We start from the raw sequence: 13,338 nt of genomic DNA, 5'->3' as shown, positions 1-13,338 counted from the left end.
CAACTGCTAAATACGACCTACTATCGCTCCATAGCAGGAAAACTTCAAAGAACTAAGCCAGTGGTCCCACCTGGAACCGAAGCAATGACAATCAGCAAATAACAATCAACAAAAAAGCCCTCCTGCAATGCAGAAGGGCTTTTCACTATAGGAAAGTTAATTATTACAGGTGAATCGCTTCGCCATAAGCAACCTCGATCGCGTCTTTTACAGATTCGCTCATGGTTGGGTGAGGATGGATAGAATTCAGTACTTCCTGATAAGTAGTCTCCAGTGTACGGGCAGTTACTGTCTGAGCAATGATCTCGGTAACGTTAGCACCGATCATGTGTGTACCCAGCCACTCACCGTATTTAGCGTCGAAGATCACTTTAATGAAACCTTCTGGCGCACTGGCAGCAGTTGCTTTACCGGAAGCAGAGAATGGGAATTTACCTACTTTCACTTCGTAACCTGCTTCTTTAGCAGCTTTCTCAGTATAACCTACAGATGCGATTTCCGGAGCACAATAAGTACAACCAGGAATGTTCATATAATCGATAGGCGCTGGTAAATGCGCGTATTTCTTTTCGTTGTAAGCGATCGCTTCTACACAAACGATACCTTCTTTAGAGGCAACGTGAGCAAGCGCCTGACCAGGAACCATGTCGCCGATAGCGTAAACACCTGCAACGTTGGTCTGGTAGAATTTGTCAACCAGAACCTTACCCTTGTCGGTTTTAACACCCAGTGCTTCCAGACCGAGGTTCTCGATGTTAGCAGCGATACCAACAGCGCTCAGTACTACGTCAGCTTCCAGGAAGATCTCGCCGGTAGCAGTTTTCACTTTCGCCTTCACGCCTTCGCCTGCAGCTTCTACAGCTTCAACGGAAGCATTGGTCATAATCTCAATGCCTTTCTTCTTGTAGATCTTTTCCAGTTCTTTAGAGATATCCTCATCTTCAACCGGAACGATGCGTGGCATGAACTCAACGATGGTCACTTTAGTGCCCAGGGTTGCATAGAAGTAGGCAAACTCAACGCCGATAGCGCCGGAACCTACAACGATCATGGATTTAGGCTGCTTTGGCAGTACCATTGCTTCACGGTAGCCAATTACCTTTTTACCATCTATTTTCAGGTTTGGCAGTTCACGGGAACGAGCACCGGTTGCCAGGATAACATATTTTGCTTCGTGTACGGCAACTTTACCGTCTTTATCAGTTACTTCTACCTGGCTTTTGGATTTCATTTTAGCCGTTCCCATCAGCACCTCGATCTTGTTTTTCTTCATCAGGAACTGAACGCCCTTGCTCATCTTATCAGCTACACCACGACTACGCTTGATCACAGCGTCAAAATCAGCACTACCTTCGCCTACGTTAATTCCGTAAGTCTTAGCGTGCTGTATATATTCCAGGACCTGTGCAGACTTCAGCAATGCTTTCGTGGGAATACAACCCCAGTTCAAACAAATACCGCCCAGGCTCTCTCTTTCAACGATTGCCGTCTTAAATCCCAGCTGAGAAGCACGGATAGCAGCCACATATCCGCCAGGGCCACTACCAATTACGATTACGTCGTATGCCATATTGCTTAATTTTAATTTAAACTTGCCAAAGGTAATAATAAAATGGAAAAAGCCCGGTCAAAAATAGCCGGGCTTTTATTGTCTCCGATTGTACGAAGACCCTTCAATATTTTAGCGGAGGTCTACCACTTCTACGCCAGGATACTTTTTAGGATCGAAGCTGAAAGTTGCGTCTGATACGTTTGTATTAGGCGTAAAGCTGGTGATCTCATATGTATAGTGATTGCCGTTCTTTTCAAAAACCTTCATTTTAGAGATGTTCTGGTTCTTTTTGTCGATGGAGACGATCACTTTAAATACGTTCTTGGACTTGTCTGTAGGCGTCATTTCAATGTTCTGCAGCACCTTACCTTTCTCGGTAATTTCTCCATCCAGGCGGTACAGATAGTCTTTATCGTAGAAATTGGTGAACAGTTTAGCTGGCGACAGGGTAGAGCTGTTAGGATCTACATTATTGATTGTTACCTCGTTAGCATCTTTCGCATATGTCCAGGAGGTTTTATTATCGCTGATGATTTCCTGACCATCCAGGTTCACTTTATATTTTGCACCTTTCAGGTACACGGTACCTTTCTTAGCATCTGTTACACTATTGTTAGCACCTTCTATTTTCAATACAAAATTGGCCACCACTGATTTCAACTGTGAAAATTTCTTGCTTACACCATCCAGGATCGCTTTCGCCTTAGGATCATTCTTTCCCAGGCTGTTCAGGTTTCCTTTGGACTGAGCCATTCCATTCGTTACTACTCCGCCTGCTAATATGGCCAATAATAAAATTCTCTTCATTTTTCGTAAGTTTTATTTTCTGCTGTTTGTAAAGACAAATGTTATGCCGATACCCCTTCGTTTTAAGTTAATATAAAGCCAAATGTACTACGATCAGCCGATATCGTTCAGGATCTCTTCAAGATCGGCCTCTGTCTTGACATTGACCTCCCTGGCCTTGCTTCCCATATTCGGACCGACGATGCCGGCTGCTTCCAGCTGGTCCATCAGTCTGCCGGCCCTGTTATAGCCGAGCTTCATACGGCGTTGTAAGAGCGAGGTAGAGCCCTGCTGATTCTGTACAATGACGCGGGCAGCCTCTTCAAAGAGCGGATCCCTGTCCTGCAGACTGATCTCTTTGCCCTCCATTTCTTTCTCGTCCACATATTCCGGTAACAGATAGGCTTCAGGATAAGCCCGCTGCTCGCCGATATATTCTGCCACTTTTTCCACTTCCGGTGTATCCACAAAGGCACATTGCAGACGTACCAGCTCACCGTTAAAGGAGACAAGCATGTCACCCTGACCGATCAGCTGTTCAGCGCCGCCGATATCCAGGATAGTACGGGAGTCGATCTTGGAAGATACCTTGAAGGCGATACGTGCCGGGAAGTTTGCCTTGATGGTACCGGTAATAATATTGACAGATGGACGTTGTGTAGCGATGATCAGGTGGATACCTACCGCACGGGCCAGCTGGGCCAGACGGGCGATCGGCATTTCCACTTCCTTACCAGCTGTCATGATCAGGTCGGCAAACTCGTCTATCACCAGTACCACGAATGGCAGGTAACGGTGTCCCCTTTGCGGGTTCAGCCTTCTCTGAACGAATTTGTGGTTGTATTCCTTGATATTACGGGTACCGGCCTCTTTCAGGAGGTCGTAGCGGAGGTCCATTTCAATACAGAGTGCATTGAGGGTATGGATCACCTTTTTGGTATCGGTAATAATGGCTTCTTCTTCACCCGGCAATTTGGCCAGGAAGTGTTTTTCTATCAGCTTATAAAGCGACAACTCCACCTTTTTAGGATCCACCAACACGAACTTCAGCTGCGAAGGATGCTTTTTATAGAGGAGGGATACAAGTAATGTATTGATACCTACCGATTTACCCTGTCCGGTAGCACCCGCCATGAGCAAGTGTGGCATTTTGGCCAGGTCTGCAATAAAGTTCTCATTATCAATCTTTTTACCAATAGCGATAGGAAGTTCCATGCTACTTTGCTGGAACTTTTCAGAGGCCAGCAGGTTCCTGAGTGATACGATACTCTTTTTCACGTTAGGCACCTCGATACCGATGGTACCCTTACCAGGTATCGGTGCAATAATGCGGATACCCAGTGCGGAGAGGCTGAGGGCGATATCATCTTCCAGGTTCTTGATACGGGAAATGCGCACACCGGCAGCGGGTACGATCTCGTATAAGGTGACGGTCGGTCCTACGGTAGCGCTGATCTTCTGGATCGAAATATCATAGTTCTTCAGGGTGTCGATGATCTGGTTCTTGTTCCGGTCCAGCTCACTGGCATCCTGTACGATCTTTTCGGTACTGTGGTTGTCCAGCAGCTCCAGGGATGGGTATTTATAATCACGCAGGTCGAGGGTAGGCTCGTAAGGGTCCATCTGAACGGGCTGTCTTACGGGTTCCTCTTCTGTTTCATCTTCTGCTTCTTCTACCGGCGGTTTGATTTCCCAGGCCACATCCTCCGTATTAGGTTTCTTTTTATTGCGGGAAGCGGTCTGTTCGACAGTTTCTTCTATATATAATAACGGCCCGGCCTCTTCTTCTTCCAATTCCTCCTCTTCTTCTACTTCTTCCTCACTAGCTGACATATTAGCAGGCGGGATCAGGGTAATGGAAGCGTCCGCACGCTCAATGAGCTGCATTTCAGGCAGTTCGCCATTATCCGCAGGGGGAGGTATCACAGAAACACCAGATTCCCTGAGTCCGTTTTTCCTTCTGGGTTCTTTTTCCTTTGTATTGGCTGGCTGTTGCGGTGTAACGGCAATAACGGCGGGTTCCGGAACGGCTGCAGGCGCTACGGCCGGCTTGGGTTTGGCTTTCAGTTTCTCTTCCAGCCATTTGAAGTCAAAGTTATACTTCCAGATCAACCAGGACAGTCCGGCTACGAGCAGGAGCAATGCAGCACCGGCTCTTCCGAGGAAGCCGATCAGCCAGTTATTGACAGCGTCTCCCATGGCACCTCCCCAGGGGAAGTCGGACAGCATGGAAACGAAAGCAGCGGTAGTACTGATAAACAGCAGTCCGAAGAGGATATATTTAATGTTACGCCAGATGCGGAACACACGACGGCCCACCACAGCATTGACGCCAAGGATAAAAAACAGATAACAAAACAGATAGGAAGCTATACCGAATCCTTTATAGAAGAACCAATGGGAGACAAAGGCCCCTAACCTCCCGAGGAGGTTTTCCACTTTCACGCTATCCATGTCCATCAGCAGCAGACTGGCTGAATAACGGAATACCTTATCCTGGTCTTCTTCCCAGGTAAAGAGATAAGATGTAAACGCGATAAAACAGTAGAGCGACAACAACAGGCATATTACTCCCAAAACCTTATGGGTCCTTTCGTCTTTTACCAGTTCTTTTACTTTTACCTCTACTTCCTTGTCCTGCTTAAGTACGTTGGGGTCGTTGCCTCGAGGTTTTTTACTCTCCGGTTTTTCTGTTTTCAGTTTATTTTTAGACATACATTATAGCGCTCCAAAATTACGGTCGCCAGGTGATATATTAAGAATTTATTTTCAATTAAGAATCAGTAACTAAGAACGGGTAATTCTAGTATTCCCATTTCGGTCCCCTGCATTCTCAATATGGGTCCAGGCATTAATACAACAACTGTACCCATCTTGTGATAAACTCCAATACAGCAGGGTTTATTGTCTCGTCCAGGGTACCATATTCCTCCAATGTACAGGATTCGCAATGCTGGAACAGGTGATTCAATCCTGGGAAGCTCCTGACCGTAACCAGTTCATTTCCACCCTTTACCAGTCCGCTTTCCAGTCCTTTCAGGTTGGTGGTAGCGTCTGTGATCACGTCTTCGCTGCCATTGATCGCTAATACCGGACATTTTATTTTGGCCAGATAAGGAGCGGGATCATACTGGAGGAGGGACAATGCTTCCGCTTTATTGTCAGCCGCATAAGTCGCTTCCATAAAGTTTTGTCTGCCAATGGCATTGGTACTGTCTCCGAAGTGATTGTAGAGGGCTGACAGTTCTGCATAGGCTCTCCGTTGTCTTTCGGCAGGATCGGCAGTGAGGGTCATGACATTCAGGTAACGCTGGTAACTACCGACGTAGGCCTCTATATGGTTGTCCTTTTCTCCGAGCATTTTGGCCACCTGTGTCAGTTTCCGGTTATAGTACTCCCTGCCGTCCAGGCCTGGGGTGGCCATATTGATCATAAAAGCGATCTTAGGATCAGCGGCGGCGACTATCTGGGCGACTACTCCCCCTTCACTATATCCCAGCAGTCCGATAGCGGCAGTATCTGCATCGGCTCTTTTGCGTAAATAGCTGACAGCGGCTTTGACATCTTCGGCGAAGTTGAAGATACCGGAAGAGTCGTAGTTACCGGTGCTCTCCCCTACTCCACGGTCGTCGAACCTGAGCGTAGCGATGCCATGTTTTACGAGGTAGTCGGTAAGCACAGCGAATGAGCGGTGGTCGAACTGTTCGTTATCACGGTTTTGCTGACCGCTTCCGGAGATCATGACGATAACAGGATATGGTCCTTTCAGGCCTGGTTTGGTGAAGGTACCGCTTAGCAGGACCTTGTCTACCGGGTTCACGAATCTCACATCCAGCATGTCATATGCCGGGTGTTCGGATGGATCCTGGGGACGGGTTACAGGCAGGTCTTTGATCTCTTCCCTGGAGAAGTTCAGGGGCGTGCGGTTGCCGACCTGTTCAAAGTATCCTTCATAACGGTTGCGGATACTGTTCCAGTAGCCGGTGTATTTAAAGCTGATATTTTTAATTGTGAATGTCAGGGTATTGCCTCTGACAGCTGCTGTATCCAATGTTATCGCATCGGCTGCAATGTCTGTTTTCAATTGTCCTTTGAGCTGATTTCCCTGGCGTTGGAGTTGTAATTGCAGGCGTTGTTTCTGGCCCTGCGGATTGGTGAAGACGCCATACCAGTTGCCATTAATTTCTTGTGCTGTCACTGTTCCTGCGAGACTGAGGCAAATGATAATCAGGTATTTGAACATGCGTGTTGTTTTATTGTTTCTGCGTTACTGCTGAGGTGTTCGTCTCCTAAAATTACAGGGGCTAAACCATAAGGCAGCCCCTGGATCATTAAATGATATGTTAATGTTTGTTACTATTTCCTGATCAGCGCCAGCAGCAGGCAGATCCATCCGGCAATGAAGAATAAACCGCCGATTGGTGTAACGATGCCTATTTTGCTTAGTCCTACGGTTTCGGTCGCCTTTATTGCAGTTAATACATACAAAGAGCCGGAAAAGAGTATCACCCCTATCACGAAGCAACGTCCCGCCCATTCCAGCAGATTAGCGCCTGCAGGGAACTGGGCAAATAAAATACCTACCGCCAATAAAGCGAACGTGTGATAAAACTGATAAGTAACGCCTGTCTGAAATGTGCTTACTGTTTCCGGAGGAACCAGTTCCTTCAGCTTGTGAGCGCCAAATGCACCGAGTGTTACGGCCAGTGCGCCCAGTACTGCTGCGATAATGAGAAATCCTTTATGCATTGGTATACTGCTATTTGATTATTTGATGCAACAAATTAATGACAACAAATTGATGCAAAAAATGATTGATATCAACAAATGAATATCCCGGGGCATCCGGTTCCCGGGGGGCACCGTCCCGGGGTTTCACCGTCCCGGGGTTTCACCCCGCGCTACAAACAATAAGACCCCTAAAGGGGTCTAATGCCGTGATGATCATTGACCCAGTTTGCTTCCATCCCCCGGGTTATACCCCCGCGTTACAAACAGAAACCCTAAAGAGGTCTAATACCCCGATGATCATTGACCCAGTTTGCTTCCATACCGGGGTTATACCCCCGTGTTATAAACAAGAAACCCTAAAGAGGTCTAATGCCGTGATGATCATTGACCCAGTTTGCTTCCATCCCGGGGTTATACCCCCGTGTTATAAACAAGAAACCCTAAAGGGGTTTAATGCCCCGATGATCATTGCCCCAGTTTGCTTCCATACCGGGGTTGTCAGTACAACAAACGCACCCCGCTGTGGCGGGCGTATTGCCGTTTTGTTGATGACTCATTGATTTCAAAGAAAATTATCAGGCTTTGATATCCAAGCGCTGCATAAACGAATCGAGGCTAATGGTCTCGGATTCTGCAATGGTGATCTGGGCCTGTTCGTAGAACGGTACACGTTCTGCCAGTTTTTTCTCTACGAAGTCGAGCAGTTCATCATCGGCCAGGTCCTGGATGAGCGGGCGTTTAGACTTCTTACGTTTCAGACGCTCCACGATCAGGGACAGGTTTGGATTGAGCCAGATGGTAGTACCGCTGTTATTCATGATATCCATATTATCCTGGAAGCAGGGAGCACCACCGCCACAGGATATGAGGAAGTTTTCGTTGCGGGAAAGTTCTTTGAGCCAGTAGTTCTCCTGCTGGCGGAAATAATCTTCTCCTTTTGTGGCGAAGATGTCGCTGATGGACATTTCCTCCGATTCCACGATCACATCATCAAGATCATAGAACGGCAAAGACAGGTGTTCTGCCAGTTGTTTTCCCCAGTAAGTCTTGCCGGCGCCCATAAAGCCGAGTAGAAAGATTTTCAAATTGACTGTTTTTAAACTTTAATGTCATGTGTGTGCTGAACGGGCCGCATCTGTGTTCTCTGCTCCGACAGTGGAAAGTTCCTCAGATCCGCTCGTCCAGGTTAAGCATAACCCGTCTTCCATCAGGTATTGCAAATATAACCGTGCAATTTTATCTGCTTTGTTAAAATTACAGGTTAGAAAGCCTTTCTGGTGGAATATGAAGGGTGCAAGTTGCATATTTTCTTTAAAATCAACACCTCCCAGTCCATACCACTTATAAACAGCCTCTTTGGCACTCCAGCAGATGGTTTTATGAGGTAACGTATGTACGCGATCGATAAAAGACTGTTCCTCCGGCGACAAAAACTTATGCGATACTGCCTCTATCTTGTTTTTTATCTCTTCAATATCAATACCCACGGCACTGTCGCTGCTAACAATGGCAGCTACATTGTCGCCGCAATGCGAGATGGAAAAATGCAGGCTGGGGCTATCCAGGTAAGGCTTACGGCTCTGCATCACCTGAATTTTCTCTACCGGAAAGCCGGGGTATAGTTCCTGCAGCAGGTACCGCCCCGCAAAGTGCTGTAAACGCTTATGCGGATGGTGGATAGCAGGGGAAATATTGACCTTCTTCCGGAAAAATTCCTCCTCTTCTTCTATTTTCCACACTCCCAGGCGGCTGCCGGGATTGATTTGTATGGTACGTATTAATGGCATATCTTGCCAAATTAATGCAAAAAGCTGAATGCAGAATGCATTAACACGGAAGCGCAATACTAACACAACTATTACTACAAACTAATTACACCCGATCTATGATCCTGTCAGACAAAAGGATATTGGAGGAAATTGAAAAAGGCACTATCGTTATTTCGCCTTATGACCGGAAGTATCTCGGCACCAACTCTTACGATGTACACCTTGGTAAATACCTGGCCACCTACAAGGACAGGATACTGGATGCCCGCGCCCACAATGAAATTGAACATTTCGAGATCCCGGAAGAGGGATACGTGCTGCAACCCGGCACCCTTTACCTGGGCGTAACCCTGGAATACACAGAAACACATGCTCATGTACCTTTCCTGGAAGGTAAATCCAGCACCGGCCGCCTGGGTATCGATATCCATGCTACTGCCGGTAAGGGTGATGTGGGTTTCTGTAATACCTGGACGCTGGAGATCTCCTGCGCTCAACCCGTACGCGTGTATGCAGGTATGCCAATCGGACAGCTGATCTATTTCGTGGTGGAAGGAGAAGTGGAGACTTTCTACAATAAGAAAGGTAATGCCAAATACAATGGCCGTACCATCAAACCAGTAGAAAGCATGATGTGGAAGAACCAATTCTGATCATTCTGAGAAAATACTATCAATAAATAGACAGAAAAAGGCCCCCGGAATAATTCCGGGGGCCTTTTTTTAATCATCTTAATATTGATCTTCAACCAGTTAATATAAAAACACTATTCCGGTTCATTCCTTAATATACCCTGGTATGCCTCATACCCGACGTATACCGGGCGTATACACGACGCATACCCGACGCATAGTTGGACTTGAACAGATCAACGTACGTTTTAAAGCAATATTATTTTAACTGCTTCGTCAATCTTCATCCGAAAGCCCAAAATGATCCGGCGTTATATTTTACTTCAATGAGTTGATCCAGTTCGCAATCTTCAATGCATCGGCACGTGGTACCTGTGGCATTGGTGGCATTTCTGTTGCGTAATCAGGCCAGTTCTGTGGCTTTGGATTAGCAAGCAGTTTCAGGATCTGCTCAGCAGAATATTTACGTTTGGCAACATCTACGTAGGCTGGTCCTACCTGACGTTTGCTGGCGTTGTGGCAGGCCAGACAGGTATATTTTGCCAGCAGAGGTTTTACTTCATCGTAAGTAGGCGCTTTTGCAGTAGCAGCTGTTTTAGCTGTAGTTGCAGCAGCATCTTTTGCAGCAGCAGTCTTTCCTTTATCTGCCGCAGCAGAAGCAGCTGCAGCGGATTTAGCGGAATTGAAGGTGCTGGCCTGGCTTAAAGGCAGTTTATCGCCTTCAGGCAGGTTGTGCAGTGTATAGTAACCGGTTGGGTGTATCAGTGAATAAGCGTTATCTTTTTCACGTACGCCTTCCAGGGTAATGTTGTGTACATAATCCAGGCGCAGGCTATCTACAATCAGTCTTACTTTCAATCCGTCTTCAGATACTTTCACACCTTTTACCGGACATTTTGCAATGTTCACCATCGGGCTTCCGTATATAGAGTGGTATTTGTAAGTAAAGCTCTCTACTGAGTAAGAAGCGAGATCTTCTGCAGATTTCTTATTTACCGGCAGGGTAAACTCGATCTCAAAACCATCAGGTTTAGATCTGATCGTCTTCATTTCAAAAGGCATCTTTTCATTCCACACCAGACGCTGTAAACCTTCATTGGCTTCACCGGCAGAACCCCAGCCACGGTTGGTTTCACCTACGAACAGGGTAGAACCGTCTTTCGCCCATGCCATGCGCAGTACACCTGACTGGAAACCGCTACGGAAGTCGAAGGACACACCCTGGTATTCACCTTTCACTTTCTCCATTACTACACGCATGATCTTACTCTGACCCTGGTCGCCCACCAGCAGCTGGCCGGCAAAAGGACCGAAGGAGCCTTCAGGGATCTGCACGATCTCGGAGTTGGAGATACCCTGTATACCGTGTGGCAGCACTACAGCAGGCAGACGCAGTTCAGGGATCTTCTTTTTCACATCCATCAGTGTTACGAAAGGAGCAGTAACACTGTTCTCTGGCTTGGTGTAGTTGCCATTTGCGTCTTTAGGACGGCCTTCATCCACCAGTGAGAAGAAACGTTCCTGGGTCAGTTTTACGGGAGAATTAGGTTCTTTCGTCCAGCGTAAACCAGCAGGATGGCCAATGAAATCGCCCTGTTTAACCTGCCATACACCACCGGAACCGAACCAGTCGCCCTGGTTATCTGTATAGAACAATTCACCGTTAATCATACCCAGACCGCATGGAGAGCGGAAGCCGGTAGCATATGGTTCCATATGTCCGTCAGGGAAGATGTGCATCATCCAGCCTCTCCAGGGCACACGGCTTTCACCGCGCCACCATTCCTGGTTACCGAAAGCGACGTTACCAGATACGAAGAAAGAGCCATCAGGCGCGATCTTCGGACCAAAGCTGTACTCATGGTAGTGACCGGACAAAGGCCATGCGAATACTGTTTCATATACATCTGCCTTACCATCCATGTTGGTATCTACCAGTTTGGTCAATTCACCACGCTGTGCACAATAGAAAGCGCCATCTTTCCAGACGAGGCCCAGTATTTCATGCAGACCGGAAGCAAACTTGCGGAAGTAAGGTTTGCGGCTGGTAGGATTCTCTACTACATATACATCACCACGACGGGTAGATACGCCCAGATCACCATTCGGCAATACTGTCAAACCACCCACTTCCAACAGCGTACCTTCAGGGGAAGATACCTTCAGGATCTTATAAAAATCTTCTTCTTTAGGCGTTTCCTGGGCACGTACCCCGGAAGTCACACCCGTTGCCGCGGCTATTAACAGCGAATACAACGTGGTCTTTTTTATGAATGCCTTATAAATGTTTTTCATTTGTAATAGTCGAAAGGAATTAGAAAAGGATGGAATAGCTCAGTTTACTGTGTACAGGGATGATCAGCTCTTTTGTTGCACCTGCTTCACGGATCACAGGTTTTTCACCACCTGCATCATCTACCTGGAGATAGTAAGATTTTCCATCTATAATATACAGATCCTTTGAAGGTGTTTCTATCGTAGTACCTTCTGCGAGTTTAGCATACAGTCCTTCAACAGGAGCAGCTACCGTCAGTTCACGACGTACGCCATGTCCTTCAGGAAGTACACGCACCACATCAGAAACAGATGTACCATATACCTGGTAACGGAAAGTAGGCAGGTCATTCTCATCCAGTACATAACCTTTAGGACGGTATCCAGAACCGGTCGTATCAGTCATCCAGGCTGCCTGTGGAGAAGAGAGTTTGCTCAAGGTAAAGAATGGTTCACCCAGGAGTTGTACCGCGCCACGAGGACGGGAGCAGCCATTTCCTCTGTCATGCCACATAGGTGTTGCATCGAGGAATTCACCACGCCAAACCTGTGCTACCATACCTTTATCGAGATCGTAGGTATAATGCACTTTTTCAGGAGAGCCTACGGAAACAGCGTGTACAACACGTTTGTTGTTCTTCACATCCATGAAGCTGCGCAGAACAGTGTTTACCGGCGCATCAATCAGGATAGGATCTACTGTTCTGTCCCTTTCATTGCCAGTATGTGCAGCGGAAGGCTTGTTAATAGTAATATTGCGGAAGGCAACAGCACCGTGATCGCCCTGTAAACGGAGCGGGCCGGTTGCTTTTTCATCGCCGCCACCAATAGAGCCACGGGTAGGTCCCATCAGTTCTACGTTCTCGTGGATGGTCACACCGTTCAGTTCTACCAGCAGCATACGCGCATTGGCAATCTTTTTACCGGCAGCGTCAAAACGAGGCGCCTGGAAGGAGATCTTCATGTGCTGCCAGAGGCCTGGAGCACGGCTGGCATTTACGCGGGCAGCGTGGCCATCGTAACCCTGCTGACCATCAGGACGACTATCATCCCAACGCTCGTAGATACCACCATTATCGCCTGGTTTAGGCACTTTGGTATTCCAGCTGTCCAATAACTGGATCTCATACCTGCCCTGCAGGTAGATACCTGAATTGGAACCGGGCGCCATCATGTAGTCCAGTTCAATATCCACGTCACCATATTCTTCGGTGGAGAAAAGGTCTTTACCGGGATGTTTTTTGTCCGGCATGTTGAATAACACCCCTGTACCAGCTACAGCATCCAGTACGTGAGGGTTATCGAGTTTTGCGGAGGCATCGCTGGTAATACTCCAGCTCTGTCCTGGCTCGCGGAAGGCAGATAGGTCCTGCAATGGCAATTTGCCTGACTGCGCGGAAACCGGATGGGCAACTGCCATTCCTATACCATAGAGGCACAGAAAACCCATCAGAGACCGGCTTGCATGATTCTTCGATCTAAGTAACATAACGTTCAAATAAGATTAAGTCAAAAGTGGAATAATAGAAAGTTGAGACCTTTTGACGCCCGCTAATATAGATATAGTTTATCGCGGACACAAGTTAATACGAGA

The 13,338-nt window shown here is 47.3% G+C and carries 10 protein-coding genes; 1 reads left to right on the top strand and 9 read right to left on the bottom strand.

Annotated elements, in window-relative coordinates; all coding sequences use genetic code 11:
- Window positions 1–163: 163 nt before the first annotated feature.
- From lpdA to CLV42_RS12770, 7 genes are all read right to left on the bottom strand, one after another.
- On the bottom strand, window positions 164–1,570 hold the full coding sequence (gene lpdA, locus CLV42_RS12800) for a dihydrolipoyl dehydrogenase (protein ID WP_106602308.1): 1,407 nt from the start codon (window positions 1,568–1,570) through the stop codon (window positions 164–166).
- A 111-nt stretch (window positions 1,571–1,681) separates the two neighbouring features.
- Window positions 1,682–2,359 carry a LolA family protein gene (locus CLV42_RS12795; protein ID WP_106602307.1) on the bottom strand — a complete coding sequence of 226 codons (678 nt, stop codon included), beginning with the start codon at window positions 2,357–2,359 and terminating at the stop codon, window positions 1,682–1,684.
- A gap of 93 nt (window positions 2,360–2,452) precedes the next feature.
- Complete coding sequence (locus CLV42_RS12790) at window positions 2,453–5,053, bottom strand: FtsK/SpoIIIE family DNA translocase (RefSeq protein ID WP_106602306.1); 2,601 nt, start codon at window positions 5,051–5,053, stop codon at window positions 2,453–2,455.
- 136 nt (window positions 5,054–5,189) lie between these two features.
- Window positions 5,190–6,581, bottom strand: a complete 1,392-nt coding sequence (locus CLV42_RS12785) for an alpha/beta hydrolase family protein (protein ID WP_106602305.1) — start codon at window positions 6,579–6,581, stop codon at window positions 5,190–5,192.
- Between the two features lie 113 nt (window positions 6,582–6,694).
- The gene (locus CLV42_RS12780; RefSeq protein ID WP_106602304.1) at window positions 6,695–7,087 is read right to left on the bottom strand and encodes a DUF423 domain-containing protein; all 393 of its coding nucleotides are present in this window, start codon (window positions 7,085–7,087) and stop codon (window positions 6,695–6,697) included.
- Window positions 7,088–7,644: 557 nt separating this feature from the next.
- The gene (locus tag CLV42_RS12775; RefSeq protein ID WP_106602303.1) at window positions 7,645–8,154 is read right to left on the bottom strand and encodes a shikimate kinase; all 510 of its coding nucleotides are present in this window, start codon (window positions 8,152–8,154) and stop codon (window positions 7,645–7,647) included.
- A 24-nt stretch (window positions 8,155–8,178) separates the two neighbouring features.
- Window positions 8,179–8,856, bottom strand: coding sequence for a 4'-phosphopantetheinyl transferase family protein (locus CLV42_RS12770; protein ID WP_106602302.1), 678 nt, complete (start codon window positions 8,854–8,856; stop codon window positions 8,179–8,181).
- Between the two features lie 98 nt (window positions 8,857–8,954).
- Here CLV42_RS12770 and dcd point away from each other — a divergent pair, with 98 nt between their 5' ends.
- Window positions 8,955–9,491: a dCTP deaminase gene (dcd, locus tag CLV42_RS12765; RefSeq protein ID WP_089836719.1), complete on the top strand. Its 537-nt coding sequence runs from the start codon at window positions 8,955–8,957 to the stop codon at window positions 9,489–9,491.
- Window positions 9,492–9,788: 297 nt separating this feature from the next.
- Here the strand turns inward: dcd and CLV42_RS12760 are convergent, their stop codons facing one another.
- Both CLV42_RS12760 and CLV42_RS12755 read right to left on the bottom strand, forming a co-directional pair.
- The gene (locus CLV42_RS12760; protein WP_106602301.1) at window positions 9,789–11,765 is read right to left on the bottom strand and encodes a hypothetical protein; all 1,977 of its coding nucleotides are present in this window, start codon (window positions 11,763–11,765) and stop codon (window positions 9,789–9,791) included.
- 19 nt (window positions 11,766–11,784) lie between these two features.
- Entirely contained in the window at window positions 11,785–13,233 is a 1,449-nt protein-coding gene (locus CLV42_RS12755; protein WP_106602300.1) for a 3-keto-disaccharide hydrolase, read from the bottom strand.
- Between the last annotated feature and the right edge of the window lie 105 nt (window positions 13,234–13,338).

It is taken from the genome of Chitinophaga ginsengisoli, from assembly GCF_003014595.1.
Taxonomy (GTDB): domain Bacteria; phylum Bacteroidota; class Bacteroidia; order Chitinophagales; family Chitinophagaceae; genus Chitinophaga; species Chitinophaga ginsengisoli.
The sequence above is the reverse complement of the archived record's forward strand: the minus strand, read 5'-3'. Positions and strand labels throughout refer to the sequence as shown.